Origin of the sequence: Castellaniella sp. (genome assembly GCF_034674885.1) — a bacterium.
Classification (GTDB): domain Bacteria; phylum Pseudomonadota; class Gammaproteobacteria; order Burkholderiales; family Burkholderiaceae_B; genus Castellaniella.
On record NZ_JAUCDS010000009.1, the window covers coordinates 90750 to 115431 of the forward strand.

21 protein-coding genes are annotated in these 24682 nt (G+C 63.9%); 2 read left to right on the top strand and 19 right to left on the bottom strand.

The annotated features are described in order from the left end of the window. Nucleotides 1-89: 89 nt before the first annotated feature. The 16 genes from VDP74_RS07445 to ndk form a co-directional block, all read right to left on the bottom strand. Nucleotides 90-653, bottom strand: a complete 564-nt coding sequence (locus VDP74_RS07445; RefSeq protein ID WP_322998996.1) for a phosphoribosyltransferase — start codon at nucleotides 651-653, stop codon at nucleotides 90-92. 18 nt (nucleotides 654-671) lie between these two features. Then, the gene (locus VDP74_RS07450) at nucleotides 672-1967 is read right to left on the bottom strand and encodes an adenylosuccinate synthase (RefSeq protein ID WP_322998997.1); all 1296 of its coding nucleotides are present in this window, start codon (nucleotides 1965-1967) and stop codon (nucleotides 672-674) included. Nucleotides 1968-2022: 55 nt separating this feature from the next. Further along, complete coding sequence (locus VDP74_RS07455; RefSeq protein WP_322999017.1) at nucleotides 2023-3186, bottom strand: ATP phosphoribosyltransferase regulatory subunit; 1164 nt, start codon at nucleotides 3184-3186, stop codon at nucleotides 2023-2025. Between the two features lie 75 nt (nucleotides 3187-3261). After that, on the bottom strand, nucleotides 3262-4149 hold the full coding sequence (hflC, locus tag VDP74_RS07460; RefSeq protein ID WP_322999018.1) for a protease modulator HflC: 888 nt from the start codon (nucleotides 4147-4149) through the stop codon (nucleotides 3262-3264). A gap of 9 nt (nucleotides 4150-4158) precedes the next feature. Then, the gene (gene hflK / locus VDP74_RS07465; protein WP_416232951.1) at nucleotides 4159-5493 is read right to left on the bottom strand and encodes an FtsH protease activity modulator HflK; all 1335 of its coding nucleotides are present in this window, start codon (nucleotides 5491-5493) and stop codon (nucleotides 4159-4161) included. Then, entirely contained in the window at nucleotides 5471-6574 is a 1104-nt protein-coding gene (gene hflX, locus VDP74_RS07470; RefSeq protein WP_322998999.1) for a GTPase HflX, read from the bottom strand. Before hflX ends, hflK begins: the two co-directional genes overlap by 23 nt. A gap of 183 nt (nucleotides 6575-6757) precedes the next feature. After that, nucleotides 6758-6994 carry an RNA chaperone Hfq gene (hfq, locus tag VDP74_RS07475; protein WP_043681925.1) on the bottom strand — a complete coding sequence of 79 codons (237 nt, stop codon included), beginning with the start codon at nucleotides 6992-6994 and terminating at the stop codon, nucleotides 6758-6760. A gap of 106 nt (nucleotides 6995-7100) precedes the next feature. Continuing rightward, nucleotides 7101-8177: a histidinol-phosphate transaminase gene (hisC, locus tag VDP74_RS07480; protein WP_322999000.1), complete on the bottom strand. Its 1077-nt coding sequence runs from the start codon at nucleotides 8175-8177 to the stop codon at nucleotides 7101-7103. After that, entirely contained in the window at nucleotides 8174-9556 is a 1383-nt protein-coding gene (gene der, locus VDP74_RS07485; protein WP_322999019.1) for a ribosome biogenesis GTPase Der, read from the bottom strand. The genes hisC and der overlap by 4 nt, the downstream gene beginning before the upstream one ends. A 1-nt stretch (nucleotide 9557) precedes the next feature. Continuing rightward, nucleotides 9558-10709 carry an outer membrane protein assembly factor BamB gene (gene bamB, locus VDP74_RS07490; RefSeq protein WP_322999001.1) on the bottom strand — a complete coding sequence of 384 codons (1152 nt, stop codon included), beginning with the start codon at nucleotides 10707-10709 and terminating at the stop codon, nucleotides 9558-9560. 5 nt (nucleotides 10710-10714) lie between these two features. After that, nucleotides 10715-11353 carry a YfgM family protein gene (locus VDP74_RS07495; protein ID WP_322999002.1) on the bottom strand — a complete coding sequence of 213 codons (639 nt, stop codon included), beginning with the start codon at nucleotides 11351-11353 and terminating at the stop codon, nucleotides 10715-10717. 8 nt (nucleotides 11354-11361) lie between these two features. After that, nucleotides 11362-12645: a histidine--tRNA ligase gene (gene hisS / locus VDP74_RS07500; RefSeq protein WP_322999003.1), complete on the bottom strand. Its 1284-nt coding sequence runs from the start codon at nucleotides 12643-12645 to the stop codon at nucleotides 11362-11364. A 3-nt stretch (nucleotides 12646-12648) separates the two neighbouring features. Next, complete coding sequence (gene ispG / locus VDP74_RS07505) at nucleotides 12649-13956, bottom strand: flavodoxin-dependent (E)-4-hydroxy-3-methylbut-2-enyl-diphosphate synthase (RefSeq protein ID WP_322999004.1); 1308 nt, start codon at nucleotides 13954-13956, stop codon at nucleotides 12649-12651. Next, nucleotides 13953-14453: a helix-turn-helix domain-containing protein gene (locus tag VDP74_RS07510; protein ID WP_322999005.1), complete on the bottom strand. Its 501-nt coding sequence runs from the start codon at nucleotides 14451-14453 to the stop codon at nucleotides 13953-13955. Before VDP74_RS07510 ends, ispG begins: the two co-directional genes overlap by 4 nt. Continuing rightward, nucleotides 14450-15601 carry a 23S rRNA (adenine(2503)-C(2))-methyltransferase RlmN gene (gene rlmN, locus VDP74_RS07515; RefSeq protein WP_322999006.1) on the bottom strand — a complete coding sequence of 384 codons (1152 nt, stop codon included), beginning with the start codon at nucleotides 15599-15601 and terminating at the stop codon, nucleotides 14450-14452. Before rlmN ends, VDP74_RS07510 begins: the two co-directional genes overlap by 4 nt. 78 nt (nucleotides 15602-15679) lie before the next feature. Beyond that, entirely contained in the window at nucleotides 15680-16105 is a 426-nt protein-coding gene (gene ndk, locus VDP74_RS07520; protein ID WP_322999007.1) for a nucleoside-diphosphate kinase, read from the bottom strand. A 196-nt stretch (nucleotides 16106-16301) separates the two neighbouring features. Between ndk and VDP74_RS07525 the strand changes: the two genes are divergently transcribed. Further along, entirely contained in the window at nucleotides 16302-19136 is a 2835-nt protein-coding gene (locus tag VDP74_RS07525; protein WP_322999008.1) for a valine--tRNA ligase, read from the top strand. A 7-nt stretch (nucleotides 19137-19143) separates the two neighbouring features. Here VDP74_RS07525 and VDP74_RS07530 read toward each other — a convergent pair whose 3' ends face one another. Beyond that, nucleotides 19144-20766 (bottom strand): fatty acid--CoA ligase, encoded by a 1623-nt coding sequence (locus VDP74_RS07530; RefSeq protein WP_322999009.1) that lies wholly within the window; start codon nucleotides 20764-20766, stop codon nucleotides 19144-19146. 106 nt (nucleotides 20767-20872) lie between these two features. Between VDP74_RS07530 and pncB the strand changes: the two genes are divergently transcribed. Then, nucleotides 20873-22117, top strand: a complete 1245-nt coding sequence (gene pncB / locus VDP74_RS07535) for a nicotinate phosphoribosyltransferase (protein ID WP_322999010.1) — start codon at nucleotides 20873-20875, stop codon at nucleotides 22115-22117. Between the two features lie 21 nt (nucleotides 22118-22138). Here pncB and tldD read toward each other — a convergent pair whose 3' ends face one another. Both tldD and VDP74_RS07545 read right to left on the bottom strand, forming a co-directional pair. Further along, nucleotides 22139-23596 carry a metalloprotease TldD gene (tldD, locus tag VDP74_RS07540; RefSeq protein WP_322999011.1) on the bottom strand — a complete coding sequence of 486 codons (1458 nt, stop codon included), beginning with the start codon at nucleotides 23594-23596 and terminating at the stop codon, nucleotides 22139-22141. 22 nt (nucleotides 23597-23618) lie between these two features. Continuing rightward, nucleotides 23619-24431, bottom strand: a complete 813-nt coding sequence (locus VDP74_RS07545) for a carbon-nitrogen hydrolase family protein (protein WP_322999012.1) — start codon at nucleotides 24429-24431, stop codon at nucleotides 23619-23621. Nucleotides 24432-24682 lie beyond the last annotated feature (251 nt).

A 24682-nucleotide genomic window follows, 5' to 3' on the forward strand; every position in this document is an offset into this window, starting at 1 on the left:
CGTTAAAGATCCGGTGCATCCACGGTTGGGTTAAAGGAAAATATCCATATAAGACAGCAGAAGATTCTAGCACGAATCAGGCTGGGAATCTACGCCTTTGCATCGGGATATGCGGAACGCACGCCCTTGCGGATCCAGGACTCCAGCTGATGAGGCCGCAGGCTGTCATAGTCTTCGAAGGGCTGGTGGATCCAGGGATTGGTGGGCAGCTGATCCACGTAGTAATCCGGCTGGACCTGGGCATGGCCCTTTTGCCAGAGTACTGCAGTGCGCATTTCCGTAATGCCGGGGAATTGCTTGAGCAGATGATCGTGCACCCGGCTGAAGGTCAGGCCGGTGTCCACCATGTCGTCGACCAGCAGGACCTTGCCGTCCAGCGTGCCGCGCGTGATGGTGATGAACTGGGCGATGTCCAGTTGCCCCTGCACCGTGCCGGCAGCCTCGCGATAGCTGCTGGTGGCCAGAATGCCCAGCGGCACGTCGAAGATGCGCGACAGCACGTCGCCCACCCGCACGCCGCCGCGCGCCAGGCACAGGATCTTGTCGAATGCCCATCCCGATTCATGCACCTGCAGGGCCAGGCGCTCGATCAACGCGTGATACTGTTCCCAGCTGACCCAGAGGTCGCGGTCGGTGCTCGGCGGAATGCTCATGTTTCTATCCTTGTCCTTTTAGCCTTGGAAGGGATGACGCAGCACGATGGTTTCCAGCCGGTCCGGACCGGTCGAGACCATGTCGATCGGGACGTCGCAGACTTCGGCAATGCGTTCCAGGTAGCGCCGGGCGTTGATCGGCAGCTTGTCGTATTCGGTGATGCCCACCGTGGATTCCGACCAGCCGGCCATTTCTTCCAGTACGGGTTCGGCTTCGGCCGCAGCATGCGCGCCATAGGGCAGCACGTCCAGGAACTGACCCTTGTAGCGATAGCCCACCCCGATCTTGATCTGCTCGACACCGTCGAGCACGTCCAGTTTCGTGATGCACAGGCCCGTCAGGCCATTGATCATGACCGAACGCTTCATGGCGGCACCATCGAACCAGCCGCAGCGGCGGGGACGCCCGGTGACGGAGCCGAATTCCTTGCCGACCGTGGCCAGCCGCAAGCCAGTATCGTCCAGCAGCTCGGTGGGGAACGGACCGGACCCGACCCGCGTGGTGTAGGCCTTGGCAATGCCCAGCACGTAGTCCAGCGCCTGCGGACCGACCCCCGTACCGGCGGCGGCGGCGCCCGCCACGCAATTGCTGCTGGTGACAAAAGGATAGGTGCCGTGATCGATATCCAGCAAGGTGCCCTGGGCGCCCTCGAACAGCAGGTTGTGGCCTGCCTTGCGAGCGATATGGATGTTGCTGGAGACGTCGGCCACCATGGGTTCGAGCTGGGGCGCCAGCGCCATCACCTGATCGCGCACCTGGCTGGCCTCGACGGCCTTGGCGCCCAGATACTGGGTCAGGACGAAGTTGTGATAATCCAGGACTTCAGCCAGTTTTTCATCGAACACGACCGGATCGTAGAGATCCTGAACGCGCAAGGCGCGGCGGGCGACCTTGTCCTCGTAGGCGGGACCGATGCCGCGCCCCGTGGTGCCAATCTTGCCCTCGCCCTTGCGGGCTTCCCGGGCCTGGTCCAGCGCCACGTGATACGGCAGGATCAGCGGGCAGGCAGCGGAAATCTGCAGGCGCGAACGCACGTCCAGGCCAGCGGCTTCCAGCTCGCCGATCTCGGCCAGCAAGGCCTCGGGCGACAGCACCACGCCATTGCCCACATAGCAGGTGACGTGGGGATGCATGATGCCCGATGGGATCAGGCGCAGGATGGTCTTTCGGCCATTGATCCACAGCGTATGGCCGGCGTTGTGCCCGCCCTGAAAGCGCACGACCCCCTGGGCGGACTCGGCGAGCCAATCCACGATCTTGCCCTTGCCTTCGTCACCCCACTGGGTGCCAATCACGACGATGTTCTTGCTCATATGCCTTGCTTGTGGCGGCACCATGCCGCCTTGGGAAACGAATAAGTTTATACCATCAGACGCCAAGCGTCCGAAGTCTCCAGCCATCATCGATCAGGACCAGCTCCTGATCGATCCGGAATTCATCGTACTGCTGCGGTTCTCCCGGCAGGCTCTGGATGACGATGTGGCCTTGCGCGCGCAGCGTCCCGACCGCCTGCGCCAGAGCCGGATCATCGGACCAGGGCGCACGGATCGCCCGGGCGCGCTGCGCATCGGGCAGGCCGGCCGAGAGTTTGCGCAGATCCAGGCTGAAGCCTGTCGCCGGGCGCGCCCGCCCGAACTTGCGACCGATGCCGTCGTAGCGCCCGCCACGCACCAGCGCGTCATGCCAGCCTGCAGCGTAGATCGCGAACACGGCGCCGGAGTGATAGCCGTAGCTGCCTCCCATATCGGCCAGATCGATGGCGATGGGCGCATCGGGCAGCGCCGCGCACAAGGTGCTCAGGGCATCCAGGGCCGCATGCACGGCAGGAAGGTCCGGCAGGCATTGCCGGGCGCGATCGACGACCGACAGATCCCCGTACAGGGTCGCCAGGACCCGCAGTGCCTGGCGCGTATCGGCACGGGCCTGGGTGTCCGCGCACAGCGCATCCAGCCCCGGAACGTCCTTGGCGCTGAGCAGGTCGTAGACCGCATTGGCGACTTCGGCCAGGGCGGGGTCCGCATCAACCAGCGCCCGCCCTACTCCGGGATGATTCAGGTCCAGGCGCGGCTGCAGCACCCCCGCGCGCCGCACGGACTCGAGCGCCAGGCGCACGCATTCGATGTCTGCCTGCACGCCCGCATGGCCAAAGATTTCCGCCCCGATCTGCAGCAGTTCACGATCCGAGGTCAGACCGGCCGGCCGGGTATGGACGACCGGGCCGCAGTAGCACAGCCGCGTGACCCCGGGACGATTGAGCAAATGGGCATCGATGCGCGAAACCTGCACCGTCATGTCGGCCCGTACACCCATGGTCAGCCCCGAGAGCTGATCGACGAGCTTGCAGGTGCGCAGACGCAGCGCCTCATCGTCGGCCAGCATCAGGGAATCGAGATATTCCACCATGGGCGGCGCGACCAGTTCGAAACCGTAGGTACGATACAGATCCAGCAGTTCGCGGCGCAGTTCTTCGATGCGTCGTGCTTCGGCGGGCAGGATGTCCGACAGGTTTTCCGGCAAGAGCCAGTTCGACATCATGGGTGGTTCATTCCAAAATCACAGCCAAAAGAAAGCGGCCCGGCACCCGGCCAGGCCGCCCATCGGTACTGCCTAACGCGTCGCGGGCTTGTCGCCGGGGGCGCGATCCCAATAGCGGAAGAAGTCCGAATCGGGGCTGAGCACCAAGGTGCTGCCGGTTCCCGAGAAAGAGGAACGATAGGCATCCAGGCTCTTGTAGAAGCTATAGAACTCAGGGTCCTTGCCATAGGACTTCGCGTAGATGGCGGCGGCCGTGGCATCGCCCTCGCCTCGTTTGGCCTGGGACTCCGCATAGGCCTTGGCCAGGATCTCCTGGCGCTTGCGATCGGCTTCGGCGCGAATGCGCTCGCTGTCGGCGGCGCCACTGGCCCGCAGGCGGTTGGCTTCTTGCTTGCGTTCGGCTTCCATGCGGCGATAGACCGACTCGGAAATTTCCGGCGCGAAGTCGATGCGGCGCAGCCGCACGTCCACCACATCCACCCCCAGGGGTTTCGCCCGCTGGGCAACCGAGGACTGGATTTCCTTCATGATGGTGTCACGGTCGCTGGAGACGACCTGCTTGACCGTGCGCACGTTCACTGCCGCGTTCAGTGCATCGCGGATCTGGGCCTGCAGACGCTCGACGGCCGCGCCGCTGTTGGCGCCGAAGGTGACGTAATACAGACGCGGATCGGCGATACGCCATTTGACGAAGGAGTCGATCAGCAGGTTCTTCTTTTCGGCCGTCTGGATGCGTTCCGGATCGCGGGTTTCAATGGTCTGCAGGCGCTTGTCCAGATAGACCACGTTTTCAAATGGTGGCGGATACTTGAAGTACAGGCCGGGCTCGGTAATGGTTTCACGCACTTCGCCCAGGGCAAACAGCAGTGCCGAATCCCGTTCCCGCACCACGAACAGGCACGAGGACAGGGCAGCCACCAGCAGGACCAGACCGACCAGGGCGGGGAAAAAACGTTGCATCATGGGCTCCTAGTTCGAGTACGGGCTGCGCATCAGCGAATCCAGCCCCGAGGGCACGCCTCGGGCGGCCGGGCCGCTGGGGGACGGAGCACGCTGGGACGCCGCCTGGGCGCCGGCGGCACCGGCCGTACTGACGGTGGAGCTGCTGGACGAACCCGAGGCTGACGAAGGCGATCCGCCCGCAGCCGCGCTGGTGTCCGCAGATGAGCCATGTGCGGCCTGCTGCATGATCTTGTCCAGCGGCAGATACAGCATGTTGTTGCCCACCGGGGCATCGATCATGACCTTGGCCGTGTCGCTGAAAATGTCCTGCATGGTTTCCAGATACATGCGTTCGCGGGTGATGCCCGGCGCCTTGGCGTATTCGGCCGCCACGCTGTCAAAGCGCGAGGTATTGCCTTGCGCCTGACCGATGACCTGGGCGCTGTAGCCCTCGGCTTCCTGGATCATGCGTGCAGACTGGCCTTCGGCCTCTGGCACGACCTTGCTGGCGTAGGCGTTACCTTCGTTGATCTGGCGTTCGCGATCCTGACCGGCCTTGACTGCATCGTCGAACGCGGCCTGCACCTGTTCGGGCGGCTGCACGTTCTGGATGGCGACCGTGGAGATCTGGATGCCGGTCTGATAGCGATCCAGAATGCTTTGGGCCAGCGCCTGGACCTCGGAGGCGACTTCGGTACGCCCCGAATACAGGACGAAGTCCATCGGTTTGCGACCGACGATTTCGCGCATGCCGGTTTCCGCCGCCTGGCGCACGGACTCGTCCGGCTGGTTGGTATTGAACAGATAGGACGGCGCCCCGTCGGCACGCAGGCGATACTGCACCACGAACTGCACGTCGACGATATTTTCGTCGTTGGTCAGCATCAGGGATTCGGACAGGACCTTATTGCGTGACGACCCCCGAAAACCGACCTCGAAGGTGCGCAATTGGGAAATATTGACGTCCTGGGAATTTTCGATGGGGTACGGCAGGCGCCACTGCAGACCCGGATTCAGCGTGTGGGTGTATTTCCCGAAACGCGTGACCACGGCGACCTGACCTTCCTGGACGATCATGAAACCGCTGGCCAGCCACAGCAGAACGGCGACAATGATCAGCAGCAGGATGAATCGCGGCGAAGGCCCGGGCAGCGACGGCAGCCCGCCCCCCGAAGGCATGCGCGGACCGCGCCCCCCGCCCCGCTTGCCAAACAGGCCCGACAGGCGTTTGTTGAAATCGCGCCAGACCTCGTCCAGGTCGGGCGGGCCGCCTGCGGGATTGGGCTTGTTATTGGAAGGCTCGTTGTCCTGATTTTGCTGACCGCGCCCCCAGCCCGGATCATTCAGGTTGAACAGTTTCATTCCACGCATTGTTTCCCGTAGGCCCCCCAAATTCTGCAATCGACTGCCGTAAGCCGTCCAGACCGCTGCGTTGCAGCGCACTGACAAAGACTCGCGCAATCGTACCATGTTCGTTTCGCTCGACCCGGGGATCATATCCGGCCGTGTCGATTTTGTTATAGACCCGGATCTGCGGAATTTCGTCCGCGCCGATGTCCTTCAGGACTTTGTTGACCTCGGCCGCCTGCTCGTCGCGCTGCGGGCTGGCGGCATCGATGACATGCAGCAACAGATCCGCATGCACGGTTTCTTCCAGGGTGGCCCGGAAGGCGGCGATCAGGGTAGGCGGCAGAGAGCGGATAAAACCCACCGTATCGGACACCACCACCTGCCCTGCCCCGTCGATCCAGACCCGGCGCGTGGTCGTGTCCAGCGTGGCAAAGAGCTGGTCGGCAGCATAGGCGCCGGCCCGAGTCAGAGCATTGAACAGCGTTGATTTGCCAGCGTTGGTGTATCCCACCAGAGACACCGACAGGGTCTGGCCACGCGCCCTGGCCCGCCGCTGAGTCAAGCGCTGGCGCTGGGCGCGATCCAGGCGGTCGCGCAGAGCCCGCACCCGCACGCCGATCAGGCGGCGGTCGGTTTCCAGCTGGGATTCGCCCGGACCCCGCACGCCGATCCCGCCTCGCTGACGCTCCAGGTGGGTCCACAAACGGGTCAGACGGGTGGACAGGTGCTGCAACTGCGCCAGCTCGACCTGCAGCTTGCCCTCGTGGCTTTGTGCCCGCAAGGCGAAGATATCCAGGATCAGTGCGACGCGATCGACGACCCGGACCTCGAAGTGGCGTTCGAGGTTGCGCTGCTGAGCCGGACTGAGGGGCTGATCGAAGAGCACGACCTCGGCGGCGGTGGCCTTGACCAGGGCAGCGGCTTCCTCGATCTTGCCCGAGCCGATGAAGCCGGCCGCATCCGGCCGACTGCGCCGCGCCACCATGACCTCGGCAATGTCCGCCCCCGCACCGCGCGCAAGCATCAGGAATTCTTCGGCATGCGCGGCGTAATCTGGTTCGCCCAGATCAACGCTGATAACCAGCGATTTCATGCTGGCCCCCACGCTGCGCAGGCTATCGCCTGCTTGCTGCCCCCCAAGGGGGCGCTTTGGGGCCTGGGGCGGCCCGGCGCCCCAAAGGCCCCCCTCGCGGCCGGTATGCCGCTCGGGCCAAAAGCAATGCCCGCTGGCGCGGGACGCGCGGCGGGCGATGGCGACAGCGGAACAGCGCGGGGATTATTCAGCAGAGTCATCCACCTGGAAGGAAACCGGGCGGGCCGGAACGACGGTGGAAATCGCGTGTTTGTACACCATCTGCGTGACGGTGTTGCGCAGCAACACGACGTATTGATCGAAGGACTCGACTTGGCCCTGCAATTTGATCCCGTTGACCAGATAGATCGAGACTGGCACGTGGTCCTTGCGCAAGGCGTTGAGAAACGGGTCTTGAAGAATTTGCCCTTTATTGCTCATGGACGAGGCTCCGGTTATTGAAGTTATAGTACTTAGGCTATTGGCTATTTTAATGCGATTCATGCGCCGCAGCACGACCAGCGTCGTGCGGCGGCGCATGAATTCATCAAATGGATAGAACGCTCTTCAGCGTATCACACAAGCGGGTGCACTGTTCCGGCGTGCCCACGGTGATGCGCAGATATTGTTCAATGCGCGGCGCCTGAAAATGGCGCACCAGAATGCCCTGGTCGCGCAGCCCCCGGGCGATGACGCTGGCTTCCTGGGTGCGATGACGTGCAAAGACGAAGTTCGCCTGCGACGGCAGCACATCAAAGCCCAGCGACCGCAGGGCGCCCACCAGGGATTCACGCGCATCCATGACAGCATGGCGGGTGCGGTCGAACCAGCCTTCGTCTTCGATCGAGGCCAAAGCGCCGGCCTGTGCCACCCGATCCAGGGGATAGGAATTGAAGCTGTCCTTGACCCGCAACAGGCCAGCCACCAGATCGGGCGATGCCAGGGCGTACCCGACCCTGAGCCCTGCCAGCGAACGGGACTTGGACAGGGTATGGATGACCATCAGGTTGGGGAAGTCCCGCAACAGGGTGGCGGCTGATTCCGCGCCGAAATCCACGTAGGCCTCGTCTACCACCACGGCGCTGTCCGGACGGGCCTGGGCGATGGCGGCGATGGCATCCAGGCCCAGGGCACGCCCCGTCGGCGCGTTGGGATTGGCAAAGATGATGCCGGCGGGTTCCTGTTCGACGGCTTCCGTGTAGTCCGACACCCGCAGGGTGAAGTCATCCGCCAGAGGAATCAGGCGATGCGGCACGTCGTAGAAGCGGCAATAAGTGCGGTAGAAGCTGTAGGTGACGTCGGGCAGCCACAGGGCACGCCCGCCACGCAGGAACAGGCCATTGAACACATGCGCCAGGATCTCGTCCGAGCCATTGCCCAGAAACACCTGATCCGCATCCAGGCGATAGCGCCGCGCGATGGCACGGCGCAGATCCAGGGCCTGGTAGTCCGGATACAGGCGCATGTCGTCGGTCAGCGCGGCCCGCATGGCCTCGATCGCCTTGGGCGAAGGCCCATAGGGATTCTCGTTGGTGTTGAGCTTGAGCAGGTTCGGAATCCGGGCCTGCTCGCCAGGCGTGTAGGGAATCAGGCCCGCGATGTGATCGCTCCAGAGCGTGCTCACGACTGCTTGTCCTTCAGGTAGGGGTTATGCGAGGATTTGAACTCGACGCTCAGGGGCGTTCCGGCGAGTTTGAAGGCATCGCGGAACTGGCCTTCCAGGTAGCGCCGGTAGGAATCCGGCACGGCATCCAGGGCGTTGCCGTGGATGATGATGCGCGGCGGATTCTGCCCCCCCTGGTGCGCATACCGCATCTTGGGCCGGAAGATGCCCTTGCGCGGCGGCGGCTGCTGCTCGATGGCCGCCTGCAGCGTGCGTGTGAGTTTCGGGGTGGACAATTTGGCGAAGGCTGCCGCATGGGCGGCTTCGACGGCCTTGATTACCGGCCCCACCCCCTGCCCCTTCAAGGCGGACAGATGCAGGACCCGGGCAAAGGACAGAAACCGCAGTTTGCGCTCGTATTCGCGCTGCACCCATTCTCGTTGTTCGCTGTCGATGGCGTCCCATTTGTTCAGGCCGACCACCAGGGCGCGACCAGCCTCCACGGCGAAACCGGCGATGTGGGCGTCCTGGTCGGAGACCCCATCCTGCGCGTCGATCAGCAGCAGCACGACGTTGGAGGCCTCGATGGCCTGCAGGGTCTTGATGACGGAAAATTTCTCGACGGTTTCGAAGACCTTGCCCCTGCGACGCAGGCCTGCCGTATCGATCAGGGTATAGCGTCGACCGGCCCGCTCGAATTCGATCTCGATGGCATCGCGCGTGGTGCCCGGCAGGTCGTAGGCGATCACTCGCTCTTCGCCCACCAGCGTGTTGATCAGCGTGGATTTGCCCACGTTCGGGCGCCCGGCGATCGCCAGCTTGATCCGGTGATCGGGTTCGGCGCCGGGTTCCTGCGCGGATTCGCTCTCGGGGCTGTCGGCGGCATCCTGACGCGCCTGGGCCAGCAACGCGGCCAGGGCCTCGTCCACCAGAGCGGAGACCCCGTCGCCATGGGCGGCAGAAATGGCATAGGGCTCGCCCAGACCCAATTCGTGGAACTGGGCCAGATCGGCATGATCGCGCATGCCTTCGGCCTTGTTCACCGCCAAGAGCACCCGCTGCCCGGTCTTGCGCAACAGGCGGGCGATCTCGTGATCGTGGGCATTGATCCCTTCGCGGCCATCCACCAGGAACAGCACGACGTCGGATTCTGCGATCGCCTGTTCGGTCTGGCGGGCCATTTCAACCAGAATGCCCCGGGTAGCGACCGGTTCGAAACCACCGGTATCCACCACGATGAATGGAAAATCGCCTACCCGACCTTCGCCGTAATGCCGATCGCGGGTCAGCCCCGAAATATTCGCGACCAACGCTGCGCGAGATCGCGTCAGGCGATTGAACAGGGTCGACTTGCCGACATTGGTGCGCCCGACCAGGGCCACCACCGGTTTGAAATGCAGATCAGTCACCGACACCCACCAGCATCAGATTGCCACCGCCCGTCTGCACCACGATGCCACGGGGCGTCGTCAACGGAGGAGAGGTGATTGGGCCGCCGCCGATCTGCACCCGCGCCATCGGGCTGCCATCGGCACGCGACAGAAAATGCAGGTAGCCTTCGTAGTCGCCCACCGCCACTGCTCGCCCAGCCAGCGCCGGAGAAGTCAGGCGACGGTTCAGCAGCGCTGGCTGCTTCCATTGTTCATGGCCGTCCTTCAGGTCCAGCGCATGCACGACATCGCGCATGTCGGGCAGATAGAGGTGCTGGCCGTCCGTCGTCATGCCGGTAGCCGAGGCGATATCCTGCGACCAGACGGCGCGCCCGCCCTGCGACACGTCAAAGCAGGTGATGCGGCCCTGATAGCTGACACCGCACAGCAGCGGCCCGACCATCAGCGGTTCGCCGACCACGTCGTTGATGCGTTCCAGGTCGGACGCTCCGCGCGAAGCGGACACGGAACCTTCCCAGCGCACGGTGCCCGAGGCTGCATCGATGACCAGCAGACGACCATTGGGCATGCCGGCGATCAGCAAATTGGGAGCCATCGCCATGCGGATACTGGTGCGCAGCGCCAGGGCGGGCCCGGGTCGCTGGACGTTCCAGCGCAATTTGCCCGTCGATTCGTCGAACGCCTGGATGCGGTAGTCCGTGGTGCGCACGGCGACAATGCCGTTGCCCACGGCCGGCGGCACATTGACCGCGCTGGCCGCCTGGCTGCGCCAGAGTTCCTTGCCTTGCGCGTCGTACGCGACCACGACCCCTTCGCGGGTGACCACCGCCGTCGTGCGGCCATCGCTGCCCACACCGGCCTGCAGGGCCTCGTCGCCAGCGCGCCAGCGCAAGGCCCCCGAGGCCAGATCCACGGCGGCCACCGTCCCGGACGGGGTGGCGGCGTAGACCGTATCGCCCACAAGCTGCGGCGCAAAGCCGTAATCCCCCCCGCTGCCGATGGATGTCGACCAGCGGGTCGCCACCGACAGCGTCGGCGCGTAATCCGTCAGCGGGGCCGGATCGAAGCGCGCATCCGTACTGGAGAACAGGCCGCAGCCCGACAGGCCCGCGACCGCCAGCCCGAGAACGGCGGCACGAATGAGACGAACAGGGATACGCATGGGGCTCAGGCTCCGTTCAAGGCGTCGATTTTCAGCTGGACGATCTGTGCGGCCGGATCGGTCCCGAAGGCCTTGAGCGCATCACGCCAGGCCTGGACTGCCTGATCGGCATGTCCCTGGGCGGCCAACACGTCGCCGCGCCGGTCAGCATACAGACCGGCAAAGCCGTCTGGGGCAGTCCCCTGCAACTGGGCCAGCGCAGGATCATATTGTTTCTGGGCCAGCAGCACCCCCGCCAGGCGCAGACGGGCCACCGCCTGCACGGCCGACGCGGAACTGTCGCGCACCAGCCATTCCAGCTGTTCGCGGGCGCCGTCCAGATCGTGGCGCTCCTGCAGGGCCCAGGCCGCAACCAGGACCCCCCGGGCCGCATAGCCGGAACTGGCATAGTCGCTGCGCAGCGCGGTGCTGGCTGCCTTGATACGGGCCACGGCATCGTCGCCCGACTGGCTGGCGGCAGTGCCCAGGGCCTCGTAGTAACCCATGGCCTGCCCCGCCTGATGCGAGGCATACCATTGCCAGCCACGCCAGCCCGCGAAGGCCGCTGCCACGGCCAGCACCAGCACCAAGCTGAACGTGCCATAGCGTTCCCACCAGGCTTTCAGCGCGTCAATTTTTTCCTGTTCTTCGAGATCGTATGCCATGCCTGTAATCAGATCCTTTGTTTGAGGTGGTGCGCCAGCTGGTCGAAGGCGACTGATTCCTGCTGTGCGTCGTCCGGGGAATCCACGCGCAGCCACTTCACCGTGGCGGATCCGGCGGCCAGCTCGTCTCCGCCTACGATCACGGCAACCTTGGCTCCGCTGGCGTCCGCGCGGCGAAATTGTGATTTAAACCCAGTCGAGCCGGCATGGACAAGTGCCCGCAGCCCCGCATCCCGCAGGGACTCTGCCAGGCGCGCGGCCTGACGCTGACCGTCGTCGCCCTGATGCACCAGATACACCTGGCATTCGTCGGGCGTCAGTTCGGGGGCATTCTGCAGCCAGAGATCCAGCAGGCGTTCCATGCCGATGGCGAACCCGACGGCTGGGGCCGGCTTGCCGCCCAACAATTCGATCAAGCCATCATAGCGCCCGCCACCACACACGGTGCCCTGAGCGCCCAGGCGATCGGTGACCCATTCAAAGACCGTCAGGTTGTAATAATCCAGCCCCCGCACCAGGCGGGGATTCAATGTGTAAGCGACGCCGGCATCATCCAGGCGGGCACACAGGCCCTGATAATGGGCCAGGGATTCGGCGCCCAGGAAATCGAACAGGCGCGGCGCGGCATTGGCCATGTCCTGCATCGCCGGGTTCTTCGTGTCCAGAACGCGCAGCGGATTGCTGTGCATGCGGCGCCGGGCTTCTTCGTCGAGCACGTCCACGTGCTTTTCCAGATGGGCGATCAGCGCCGCGCGATGTGCGGCGCGTTCGGCCGGCTGCCCCAGGGAATTGAGCTCCAGGCGGATGTCATCCAGACCCAGCAGGCGCCACAGGCGCGCCAACATGAGAATCAGCTCGGCATCCACGTCGGGCCCCGGAAAGCCCAGAGCCTCGACATCGATCTGATGGAACTGGCGATAGCGCCCGCGCTGCGGCCGTTCGTGCCGGAACACCGGCCCCATGGAGTAGATGCGCCGTGGCCGGTCGTAGAGGAAATTGTGCTCGATGGAAGAGCGCACGATCCCGGCGGTGAATTCCGGACGCATGGTCAGGCGTTCGTCGTTCAGGGGATCGACAAAGGAATACATTTCCTTTTCGACAATGTCGGTGACTTCGCCGATGCCCCGGGTGAACAGGCGCGTGTGTTCCAGCACAGGCGTGCGCATGTTCTGATAGCCGTAGCCGGCCAGCCAGTCGCGCACCAGGGATTCCAGCTGTTCCCAACGCGCCGATTCAGGCGGCAGGGTGTCTTTCATGCCGGTCAGGCCGGCGACTTTCTTGAATTCGGACATGCATCAACCTGCTTGGCGCGGCACGACACCTGGGCGATGGGCGGGCTGCTCGCCCGTGCCCTGCCCATAGCGCCGCGCCACGTAATCTTCGACAATCTGCTTGAACTCGTCGGCAATGCCGTCGCCCTTCAGGGTGACGGTGCGCTCTCCATCGACGTACACGGGCGCCGCCGGGACCTCACCGGTCCCCGGCAGACTGATGCCGATGTCGGCATGCCGGCTCTCGCCCGGCCCGTTGACCACGCACCCCATGACGGCGACATGCATGTTCTCGACACCGGGATAGCGGTTCTTCCAGGCCGGCATCTGTGTGCGCAGATAGGTCTGGATGCTGGCAGCGAGTTCCTGGAACACAGTGCTGCTGGTGCGCCCGCAGCCGGGGCAGGCCACGACCATGGGTGTGAAGGCGCGCAGACCCATGGTCTGCAGGATCTCCTGGGCCACGACGACCTCGCGGCTGCGATCGCCGCCGGGTTCCGGAGTCAGGGAAATGCGGATCGTGTCGCCGATGCCCTGCTGCAGCAGCACGGCCAAAGCGGCTGTGGATGCCACGATGCCCTTGGAGCCCATCCCGGCCTCGGTCAACCCGAGGTGCAGCGGATAATCGCAACGATGTGACAGGTCCTGGTAGACCGCGATCAGATCCTGCACATGGCTGACCTTGCAGGACAGCACGATGGCATTTCCCGGCAGACCCAGTTCCTGGGCACGTTCCGCATTGCTGATGGCCGAGACCACCAGCGCATCGCGCATCACGGCATTGGCTGTGCGCGGCGCGGACTGCGCCGCATTGTCGTCCATCATGCGCGCCAGCAGTTCGTGGTCCAGGCTGCCCCAGTTCACGCCGATGCGAATGGGTTTTTCATACCGGCAGGCGACCTCGATCATCTGGGCGAAATTGTCGTCGCGGCGCTTGCCGCCGCCCATATTGCCCGGATTGATGCGATATTTGGACAAGGCCTGGGCGCAATCAGGAAACTGCGTCAACAGCTTGTGGCCGTTGTAGTGGAAATCGCCCACCAGAGGCACGGGCACGCCCATGCGGTCCAGCGCATTGCGCAGCGCCGCCACCTGCGCGGCGGCCTCGGGCGTGTTGACCGTCACCCGCACCAGTTCGGATCCAGCCTGCCACAGCTCGCGCACCTGGCGGGCGGTGGACTCGGGGTCGGCCGTATCGGTATTGGTCATGGACTGCACCACGACCGGAGCATCTCCCCCGACCTGCACCACGTGATCGCCCCAGCGCACGGCAACGGCACGCGTAGGACGGCGGGCAGCCGCCGAGGGTTCGGTATTCACAGAAGAAGTCATGGGCGCAAGGCCTTCAGCCAATCAAAAATCAACCACTGTTCGGGGACCCAGCCCCGATTGACCGCATACACGCCCACCACGCCAAACAGCACCAGGATCAGCAATAGCCAAGCCCAGGTCCGATGCGCGGGTTCGCCTTTGGGGGTCATGTCCGCCTGCTGCAGGGCACGGCGCGTGCCCAGGGCCACGACAGTCGGTTGTGGCCGGGTGGGCCCCACGGCCTGGTCCAGCAGGCGCAGGATGGAATCCACGTCGCCCCCCAGGAACCGGACGTAGTTGCGCACCAGGCCGCGCAGCGGCACGCCATCGGGCAGCCGGGCCCATTCGCAGGATTCCAGGTAGCCCAGCTGCACGGCGGAATACTTGATCCGCGCGGAGACCTCGGGCAGCGTCAGGCCGCGCGCCTCGCGCAGCTGCTTCAATGCGTCTCCGATGGACAGCGTCCCCGTATCGGGTGATTCCCGCTGCATCAGGCTATCCCTCAGGGATTCGCTCATCCATGCTCCTTTTTGCGTATGACGATCCGGGCGCGATCCGGCAAGCGTTCATCGATGCGGGTACGGTCGCGGACTTCCCCCGCCAATTGGCCGCAGGCGGCGTCGATGTCGTCGCCCCGGGTCTTGCGTACCGTCACCACCAGGCCTGCGTCCGTCAGCTGCTGAGCAAACAGGCGGATACGCGCCGTCGGCGAGCGCCGCAGGCCGGACTGGGGAAACGGATTGAAAGGAATCAGATTGAACTTGCAACGCACCTGCCGGGCGATATCGACCAGTTCCCGCGCCTGTTCGTCCGCATCGTTGACTCCGTCGAGCATAATGTACTCGAATGTAATGAAGTCGCGGGGCGCATGGTCCAGATAGCGGTTGCAGGCAGCCAGCAACTCGGCCAGCGGATATTTGCGATTCAGGGGCACCAACCGATCGCGCAGCGCATCGTTGGGCGCATGCAGGGATACCGCCAGCGCAACCGGGCAATCCTGTGCCAGCCGATCGATCATCGGCACCACCCCCGAGGTGGACACCGTCACCCGGCGGCGCGACAGGCCGTAGGCATGGTCGCTGACCATCAGACGCAAGGCGCCCAGCACCTGGTCGTAATTCAGCAGGGGCTCGCCCATGCCCATCATGACCACATTGCTGACGGCGCGCTGCGCGTCTTCGGCCGGGCCATTCAAGCGGGCCGCCTGGGGGTCGTCGCGCAAGGCGCGGTTGGCATACCAGAGCTGCCCGATGATCTCGGCCGTCGTCAGGTTGCGGCTGAATCCCTGATAGCCGGTCGAACAGAAGGGACAGGCCACCGTGCAGCCAGCCTGGCTGGAAATGCACAGCGTGCCGCGATCATCTTCGGGAATGAAGACGGTTTCGATGGCATTGCCCGCCCCCATGTCGAACAGCCATTTGCGCGTCCCGTCGGACGAGCGCTTTTCGATGTTCAGGGGCGGCGCCTGGACGACGCAGTGCGCATCCAGCTGCGCGCGGAAGTCCTTGGCGAGGTCGCTCATGTCGGCGAACTGGTCAATGCCCCGCTGATGCACCCACTGGGACAGCTGGCGCGCGCGAAAGGGCTTGCCCCCCCATTGCGCAACCAGCGATTCCAGGGCGGCTGGGTCCAGACCCAGGACATTGACGGATTCAGTGCCAGACATGAGCATTCAACCAATAAAAACCAATGCCCTGCCGGCAGGGCACCCGGGCCCCGGACGCCCGGGGCCCGCCAGCCGGGATCAGCGGCCGAAAATGTTGCTTTCGGGGAAGAAGAAGGCGATTTCCACAGCCGCCGTTTCAGGCGCGTCGGAACCGTGCACGGCATTGGCGTCGATGCTGTCGGCGAAGTCCGCGCGAATCGTGCCCGGAGCCGCCTTTTTCGGGTCGGTGGCGCCCATCAGGTCGCGGTTCTTGGCAATGGCGGATTCGCCTTCCAGCACCTGGACGAACACCGGACCGGACACCATGAAATCCACCAGGTCCTTGAAGAAGGGACGCGCCTGGTGCACGGCGTAGAAGCGCTCGGCCTCGCCGCGCGACAGGTGCTGCAGGCGGGCAGCCACGACCTTCAGGCCGGCCTGTTCAAAGCGGGCGACGATCTGGCCGATGGCGTTCTTCGCGACGGCGTCGGGCTTGATGATGGAAAGGGTACGTTCGATAGCCATGAAAGGATTTCCGGTGAAGAAACGGGAAAAGGGACTTTCCCGATGAAAAGGTAGAATGAATCCCGCACGACGCGCAGCCTGCCGAAAATCGGGCGCCACGGACACGAGCGGTCAACCGCGCATTTTACCATGCACGGTCTGCCCCACATCCGCCTACAATAATCGTTTTTTCGCCGTCTGAACCCAGCCTGATTCCATGAGCGACTCCCATTCTCTTCCCAAAAGCTTCGAACCCCAAGATATCGAGTCCCGCTGGTATGACGAATGGAATCGACAAGGCTTGTTTGCCGGGGGCCAGCACGTCCAGCCGCCCGCCGGGCGCGCCGCAGCCCCCTTCGCCATCCAGTTTCCCCCGCCCAACGTCACGGGCACCTTGCACATGGGCCACGCCTTCAACCAGACCATCATGGATGGCCTGGTCCGCTACCACCGGATGAATGGCGACGACACGGTGTTCATCCCCGGCACCGACCACGCCGGCATCGCCACGCAGATCGTGGTGGAACGCCAGCTGGATGCCGAAGGCGTCTCGCGCCACGACCTGGGCCGCGAAAAATTCCTTGAACGGGTCTGGGCCTGGAAAGAACAGTCCGGCAGCACTATCACAGGGCAGTTCCGCCGCCTGGGTTCTTCGTGCGACTGGTCGCGGGAATACTTCACCATGGACGACCGCCTGTCGCGCGGCGTCGTCGAAGTCTTCGTCCGCCTGCACGAACAAGGCCTGATCTACCGGGGCAAGCGCCTGGTGAACTGGGACCCGGTTCTGGGCACGGCCGTGTCCGATCTGGAGGTCGTCAGCGCCGAGGAAGACGGCCACATGTGGGAAATCCGCTACCCGCTGACCACGCCGACGGCCGGACTGACCCATCTGGTCGTCGCCACTACCCGTCCGGAAACCATGCTGGGCGACGTGGCAGTCATGGTGCACCCCGACGACGAGCGCTACGCCCACTTGATCGGCCAGACCGTCACCCTGCCCCTGGTCGGGCGCACCATCCCCGTGATCGCCGACGACTACGTGGATCGCGAATTTGGCACCGGGGTGGTCAAGGTCACGCCCGCGCACGACTTCAACGACTACGCCGTGGGCCAGCGCCACAGCCTGCCCATGATCAGCATCCTGACCCTGGATGCCAAGATCAGCGACGAAGCCCCCACAGCCTATCGCGGCCTGGACCGCTACGAGGCCCGCAAGCGCGTCGTCGCCGATCTGGAATCGCAAGGCCTGCTGCAGCAGGTGCGCGACCATAAACTCATGGTTCCTCGCGGCGACCGCACCAATAGCGTCATCGAACCCATGCTGACGGACCAGTGGTTCGTCGCCATGAGCCAGCCCGCCCCGGCCGACAGCCTGCACCCCGGCAAGAGCATCACCCAGGTCGCCATGGAAGTGGTGGCTGATGGCCGCGTGCAGTTCGTCCCCGAAAACTGGACCACCACGTACAACCAGTGGCTGGAGAAAATCCAGGACTGGTGCATTTCCCGGCAACTTTGGTGGGGTCACCAGATTCCTGCCTGGCACGCGGAAGACGGCCGCATCTTCGTCGCCCGCTCGGCCGACGACGCCGAACGCCAGGCCCGAGCGGCCGGCGTCACCGGCCCGCTGACCCGCGACCCGGATGTGCTGGATACCTGGTTCTCGTCCGCACTGGTGCCGTTCACCGACCTGGGCTGGCCGGAGCAGACCCCCGACCTGGCCCGCTACCTGCCCTCCGGCGTGCTGGTCACGGGCTTTGACATCATCTTCTTCTGGGTCGCGCGCATGATCATGATGAGCATGCACCACACCGGCCAGGTACCGTTTCGCACCGTCTACGTGCACGGGCTGGTCTGCGACATGGAAGGCAAGAAAATGTCCAAGTCCAAGGGCAACACCATCGATCCGGTCGACCTGATCGATGGCATCGCTCTGGACCCGCTGCTGGCCAAGCGCACCGCCGGCCTGATGAATCCCAAGCAGGCCGATTCGATCCGCAAACGCACCCGCAAGGACTACCCCGACGGGATCCCCGCCTACGGCACCGACGCCCTGCGCTTTACCATGGCCGCGTACGCGACACTGGGGCGCAACATCAATTTCGACCTGAAGCGCTGCGAGGGCTACCGCAACTTCTGCAACAAGCTCTGGAACGCCACGCGCTTCGTGCTGATGAACGTGGAAGGCCAGAGCCTGGGCCAACCCCAGGCAGGCGACCTGTCCTTTGCCGACCGCTGGATCATCGACGGACTGCAGCGGCTGACCGGCGACGTGCATGCCGGCTTCGCGCAATACCGCTTCGACCAGGTGGCCGACCGCCTGTATCACTTCATCTGGGACGAATACTGCGACTGGTATCTGGAACTGGCCAAGGTCCGCCTGAACACCGGCGACGACATACAGCAGGCCGCTACGCGCCGCACCCTGATCCACGTGCTGGAAACCCTGCTGCGGCTGATCCACCCGATCATGCCCTTCATCACGGAAGAACTCTGGCAGAAGGTATCCCTGGCCGCTGGGGTGCGCTCTGAAAACACGCCTGCCAGCATCAGTGTCCAGGCCTACCCGCAGACCCGCGACTCGCTGCTGGATGCCGCTGCGACGGAACGCATGGGGACCTTCAAGTCCCTCACGGATGCGATCCGCGCCCTGCGCGGGGAAATGAACCTGGCGCCAAGCCAACGCGTACCCCTGCTGGTCCAGGGGGCCGAATCCGACCTGGACGAACTGGCACCCTACCTGATGGCGCTGGCCCGGCTGGACAGCGTCCAGGCCGTGGACCACCTGCCCGATCTGGGCGCCCCCGTGCAGGTCGTCGGCACCGTACAGCTGATGCTGCACGTGGAAATCGACGTCGCCGCCGAACGCACTCGCCTGGACAAGGAAATCGACCGCCTGGAAAAGGAAATCGCCAAGGCCCAGGGCAAATTGTCCAACGCCAGCTTTGTCGAACGCGCCCCGGCTGCCGTGGTGGAACAGGAAAAAGCGCGCATGATCCAGTTCGGCGATACCCTGGAACGCGTCCGCGCCCAGCGCGAACGCCTGAAGGACTGACCCGGCGCTACAGGTTTTCGCGCATGGCGCGCTTGTTGAGTTTGCCCACGCTGGTGCGCGGCAGGCTGTCCACGAAGCGCACCAATTCGGGCACGGCATAGCGCGACAACCGGCCGGCATCGACCTCGGCCTGCACCTGCGCCTGGATCTGCGAGACGTCTGCCGCCTGGCCGGGCTTGAGCACCACCAGGACCAGCGGGCGCTCACCCCAGCGCTCGTCGGGCGCCGCCACCACCGCGACTTCACTGACTGCTGGATGACGGGATATGACGTCTTCCAGCGCCAGGGAAGACACCCATTCGCCGCCCGTCTTGATGACGTCCTTGAGCCGGTCGGTCACCGTCAGCATGCCCCGCGCATCCAGGGTGCCGATATCCCCCGTATGCAGCCAACCGCCGCGCCACAGATTTTCCGAGGCATCGGCGTCATGCAGGTATCCCTGAGTCAACCAGGGGGCCCGGACCACGACTTCTCCGACGCTGCGGCCATCGTGGGCGACGTCCTGCAGCTGTTCATCCACCACCCGCAGCGACACCAGGGGAATCGCATATCCGGTGCGCGTGCGATCGCGCAGGCGGGCCTGGGCATCGGCGCCCGAATCCCGGAGATGGGCCAAAGTCAGGATCGGGCAGGTTTCGGACATGCCATAACCCGTGAACACGTCAATGCCGCGATCCAGGGCCGCCTGAGCCAGGCCCTGGGGCAACGCCGACCCCCCGATGATCATCTTGAGGGCGGAAAAGTCCGTGTCCACCGCATCGGCATGGCTCAGCAGCATGTGCAGGATGGTGGGCACCGAATGGGAAAATGTGACGCCCTCGTCCCGGATCAGGCGCAACAGGACGTCGGGCTGATAGCGCCCCGGATAGACCTGCCGCACCCCCATCAGGGTGGCGATGTAGGGAAAGCCCCAGGCATGGACATGGAACATCGGCGTCATGGGCATGTAGACGTCTGCCTGATGCAGCCGCCCCTGAGCCAGAGGGCTGCCTAGTGCGGCCATCGTGGCCAGGGTATGCAGGACCAGTTGACGATGGCTGAAATACACGCCCTTTGGTCGGCCGGTGGTCCCGGTGGTGTAGAAGGTGGTGGCCCGCGTCTGTTCGTCCAGCTCGGGAAACTCAAAATCGGGTGCCGATCGAGACAGCAAGGCCTCGTATTCCCCGACTGACCCCGATCGGCCGCCATCCGGCTGATCGGTCAGCGACAGATAATGGCGCACCGTCTGCAGTTGATCTCGAATGGCGCCCAGAATGGGAACGAAGTCATCGTGCACCAGCAGCACGCCCGCTCCCGTATCGTTCAGGGTATAGGCGATTTGCTCGGGCGACAGGCGGACGTTGACGGTCTGCAGCACGGCCCCCATCATGGGCACGGCAAAAAAGGCTTCCAGGTAGCGGTGACTATCCCAGTCCATGACCGCCACAGTGTCGCCCTGGCGCACTCCCAGGCCGGCCAGCACGCTGGCCAGGCGGCCCACCCGATCAAAGAAATCGGCATACTGCAGGCGCCTGCCCTGATACACGATTTCATGCGGGCTGGCCGCCGCCCGGGCAGATTCAAAGAGCTGCCTGATCAGCAAGGGGTAACCATAGGCAGACGGTGCGGCCATCAGGGATTCAGCAGTCATGGGGCGAGCCTCCAGGAAAATAATCACTTGTCACTGGTTTTATACCGCAGGCCTGCGTTTGAAATCCGCTAAGATGGGTCCGGTTCCGACATTTCTGATTTCTCCAATGCCCTTTTCGCATTCCGCTGCCTTCCAGCCCATCATCACATCGCTGCTGGACACCGATCTGTATAAATTCACGATGTGGCAGGCCATGCTGCACCGCCACCCTGCCGCCCAGGCGGAATATCGTTTCATCTGCCGCAGCCAGCCCGAACACTCACTGGCGGATCTGGCCCCGGCCATCGAATCCCAGATCGACCATCTCTGCAGCCTGCGCTTCACCCAGGACGAGCTCGATTATCTGAGTCAGCTGCGCTATATAAAATCGGATTTCGTCGATTTCCTGTCGCTGTTTCATTTTCAGCGCCGCTTCATTCAGGTCGGCACGGATGGCGATGCCTTGAATATCGTCGCCCGGGGCCCTCAGGTCCACGTGATGGCCTTTGAAGTCTTCGTGCTGGCCATCGTCAACGAACTGTATTTTCGCCGTTACCAGACACCCGCCGTGCTGGCAGAAGGTCGCCGCCGGCTGCAGGACAAAATCACACTGCTGCAGGATTTTTCCAGAGCATCCACCCGCCGTTTCCCATTGCAGATTTCCGATTTTGGCCTGCGACGGAGATTTTCCCGGGCCTGGCAAACCGAAGTCGTGGAACAACTGCGGGCCGCCGTCCCCCAGGTCATCACAGGCACATCCAACGTAGCGCTGGCAAAATCCCACGGCCTGATACCGGTAGGCACGATGGCGCACGAATACCTGCAGTCGTATCAGGCCTTTGGGAAAGTCCGGCTGCGTGATTTCCAGCGTAGCGCCCTGGAAGACTGGGTACAGGAATATCGTGGCGATCTGGGCATCGCCCTGACCGACGTGGTTGGCATGGATGCCTTTCTAGCCGATTTCGACCTGTACTTCGCCAAGCTGTTCGACGGCCTGCGCCACGATTCGGGCGATCCCATCGTCTGGGGTGAAAAGGCCCTGGCCCATTACCGGGCATTGCGCATCGACCCTGCCAGCAAACGTTTCGTATTTTCCGACGGACTGGACCTGCCTCGCGCCCTGAATATCTACCGGCATTTTGCCGATCAGGTCCAGCTGGCTTTTGGCATCGGCACGAATCTGACCAACGACCTGGGGCCGCAGCCCCTAAATATCGTCATGAAGCTGTTCGAATGCAATGGCATGCCCACGGCCAAACTGCCCGACAGCCCTGGCAAGGAACATTGCACCGATGCAACGTTTCTGGCGTATCTGCGGCAGGTGTTCGGCCGGACCGCAGATACCGGTATCGTCAACAGCCCCGCCAGTTGACGCGCGGGGCCGCCGGCCCCATCAAGAAGCCGTGCCGCCCACCGTCAGCCCGTCGATGCGCAGGGTGGGCATCCCGACACCGACAGGCACGCTCTGGCCTTCCTTGCCGCAGGTGCCCACGCCGGAATCCAGGGCCAGGTCATGACCGATCATGCCGATGCGGCGCATGGCGTCTGGGCCGCTGCCGATCAAGGTGGCACCTTTGACCGGATGAGTGACCTTGCCTTTTTCGATCAGGTAGGCCTCGGAAGCCGAGAACACGAATTTCCCGCTGGTGATATCCACCTGCCCACCACCGAAATTCACGGCGTACAGGCCGCGATCGACGGAAGCGATGATCTCCTGCGGATCGGCCTTGCCCGCCAGCATGTAGGTATTGGTCATGCGCGGCATGGGCAGGTGCGCGTAGGATTCACGCCGCCCGTTGCCGGTGGGCGCCTGCTTCATCAACCGTGCATTCAGAGAGTCCTGCATATAGCCGCGCAAGATGCCGTCCTCGATCAGCACATTGTGCTGGGTAGGATGGCCTTCGTCATCGACGTTCAAGGAACCGCGCCGATCCTGCAGGGTGCCGTCGTCGACCACTGTCACGCCGCGCGAGGCGACCCGTTCGCCGATGCGCCCGGAAAAGACGCTGGATCCCTTGCGGTTGAAGTCGCCTTCCAGGCCGTGGCCGACAGCCTCGTGCAGCAGAATGCCGGGCCAGCCCGACCCCAGCACGACGGTCATCTGGCCGGCCGGGGCCGGCCGGGCCTGCAGATTGACCCGAGCCTCGTGCACGGCGCGATCCACGTAGCCACGCAGGATATCGTCGGTGAAATAGGCCAGGCCGGTACGTCCGCCCCCGCCGCCATGCCCCATTTCGCGCCGGCCTTTGCGTTCGGCAATCACCGTCACCGACAGGCGCACCAGCGGGCGTACGTCGGCCACCAGACGCCCGTCGCTGCCGGCCACCAGGATGACGTCATATTCAGCGGCCAGCCCTGCCATGACCTGGATGATCTCCGGGTCCGCAGCGCGCGCCATGGCTTCGACGCGTTCCAGCAGGGCGACTTTGTCCGGCGCCGACAGGGAGTCCACAGGGTTCACGGCAGGATACAGATGATGGGGCGTATCCAGCCCCCCATCCACCCGCCGCCGCCCCGCCCCCTGGCGGGCAATCGTGCGCACGGCCTGGGCGGACGACAACAGCGCGGCCGGCGACAGGCTGTCGGAATAGGCGAAAGCGGTCTTTTCCCCGCTGACGGCCCGCACGCCAACCCCCTGGTCGATGGAAAAGCTGCCGGTCTTGACGATGCCTTCTTCCAGGCTCCAGCCCTCGGAGCAGCTGTACTGGAAATACAGATCTGCATAATCGACCCGGTGGGTATGGATTTCGGACAAGGCCCGCGCCAAGTGGGATTCATCCAGCCCCCAGGGATCCAGCAGCAGGGAACGCGCGGTATTCAGGGCATCCAGGCCCGGTTCAATCACTTTCATCGGCTACAACCTATAGACAACATCACATGACCCGGTGCCGCAGGGCCGGCAGCGATTGCCGCACGGACGCCAAGCGGCCGGCATCCAGCACCCCTGCCGCGAAACCGGGTCCCTCGGGCAGGCAGTCCAGCACATCGCCCCAGGGATCGATCAGCATCGAATGCCCCCAGGTGCGGCGGCCGTTTTCATGAACACCCCCTTGGGCGCTGGCCAGCACGTAGCACTGGTTCTCGATCGCGCGAGCGCGCAGCAGGACTTCCCAGTGTACCGAACCCGTGGTGTAGGTGAAAGCCGCCGGCAGCACCATCAGGCGCACATCCCCCTGGGCCCGGAAGAATTCCGGAAAACGCAGGTCGTAGCATATCCCCAGCGCCACTCGCCCGAACGGCAATTCGAATACCTGCGGCGGGGCGTCGCCCGGCTGGATGGCGATGGATTCATCATACGTTTCGGCGCCTTTCTGGAAACCGAATAAATGAATCTTGTCGTAGCGGGCGCACAGTTCGCCGCTTGGGCCATAGACCAGGCAGGCATTGTAAATACGCTGCACATCCGGACTGCGCAACGGCAATGTCCCGCCCACCAGCCAGATGCCGTGCTGTTTCGCCTGCTGCGACAAAAATCCCTGAATGGGCCCTTCGCCCGGAGTTTCCGCCAATGCCAGCTTATCCCGGTCCTGACGTCCCATGAAACAGAAATATTCAGGCAATGCAACCAGCCGTGCGCCGCCCTGGGCCGCCCGCGCAATCCAGTGCGCCGCCTGCTGCAGATTATCCTGAACCGACAAACCGGCCACCATCTGCACAGCCGCTACTGAAAGAAAATCATCCTGCATATTCAAGCATCCCTGCCCCGGCGGGGCCCACGATTCAATATCTGATACAAATGTCATTACGGCATAAACTGCACAAAAGAGTCAAAATCCGATTAAAATCCGAAACTACCCTGGATCGGGATCGCTTAACTCGAAAAATCAGCGTTCCTGAATATCAGCCAGGCTCATATCCCTACTTTCGGAGCACCGAATGGCTCGTACCAGTTACGCCTCGCAAAAAACCCGGCTGGAAAAAGAAAAAGCCAAAATCG

Bases quoted from the DNA above. Each gene is read 5' to 3' on its own strand.
- VDP74_RS07445 (WP_322998996.1), bottom strand. From the start codon at position 653: ATGAGCATTCCGCCGAGCACCGACCGCGACCTCTGGGTCAGCTGGGAA.
- VDP74_RS07530 (WP_322999009.1), bottom strand. From the start codon at position 20,766: ATGACTGCTGAATCCCTGATGGCCGCACCGTCTGCCTATGGTTACCCC.
- hflX (WP_322998999.1), bottom strand. From the start codon at position 6,574: ATGAAATCGCTGGTTATCAGCGTTGATCTGGGCGAACCAGATTACGCC.
- rlmN (WP_322999006.1), bottom strand. From the start codon at position 15,601: ATGTCTGGCACTGAATCCGTCAATGTCCTGGGTCTGGACCCAGCCGCC.
- ispG (WP_322999004.1), bottom strand. From the start codon at position 13,956: ATGACTTCTTCTGTGAATACCGAACCCTCGGCGGCTGCCCGCCGTCCT.
- hflC (WP_322999018.1), bottom strand. From the start codon at position 4,149: ATGCAACGTTTTTTCCCCGCCCTGGTCGGTCTGGTCCTGCTGGTGGCT.
- VDP74_RS07510 (WP_322999005.1), bottom strand. From the start codon at position 14,453: ATGAGCGAATCCCTGAGGGATAGCCTGATGCAGCGGGAATCACCCGAT.
- hisS (WP_322999003.1), bottom strand. From the start codon at position 12,645: ATGTCCGAATTCAAGAAAGTCGCCGGCCTGACCGGCATGAAAGACACC.
- VDP74_RS07545 (WP_322999012.1), bottom strand. From the start codon at position 24,431: ATGCAGGATGATTTTCTTTCAGTAGCGGCTGTGCAGATGGTGGCCGGT.
- bamB (WP_322999001.1), bottom strand. From the start codon at position 10,709: ATGCGTATCCCTGTTCGTCTCATTCGTGCCGCCGTTCTCGGGCTGGCG.
- hfq (WP_043681925.1), bottom strand. From the start codon at position 6,994: ATGAGCAATAAAGGGCAAATTCTTCAAGACCCGTTTCTCAACGCCTTG.
- hflK (WP_416232951.1), bottom strand. From the start codon at position 5,493: ATGAAACTGTTCAACCTGAATGATCCGGGCTGGGGGCGCGGTCAGCAA.
- VDP74_RS07455 (WP_322999017.1), bottom strand. From the start codon at position 3,186: ATGTCGAACTGGCTCTTGCCGGAAAACCTGTCGGACATCCTGCCCGCC.
- ndk (WP_322999007.1), bottom strand. From the start codon at position 16,105: ATGGCTATCGAACGTACCCTTTCCATCATCAAGCCCGACGCCGTCGCG.
- VDP74_RS07450 (WP_322998997.1), bottom strand. From the start codon at position 1,967: ATGAGCAAGAACATCGTCGTGATTGGCACCCAGTGGGGTGACGAAGGC.
- tldD (WP_322999011.1), bottom strand. From the start codon at position 23,596: ATGAAAGTGATTGAACCGGGCCTGGATGCCCTGAATACCGCGCGTTCC.
- VDP74_RS07495 (WP_322999002.1), bottom strand. From the start codon at position 11,353: ATGGCATACGATCTCGAAGAACAGGAAAAAATTGACGCGCTGAAAGCC.
- VDP74_RS07525 (WP_322999008.1), top strand. From the start codon at position 16,302: ATGAGCGACTCCCATTCTCTTCCCAAAAGCTTCGAACCCCAAGATATC.
- pncB (WP_322999010.1), top strand. From the start codon at position 20,873: ATGCCCTTTTCGCATTCCGCTGCCTTCCAGCCCATCATCACATCGCTG.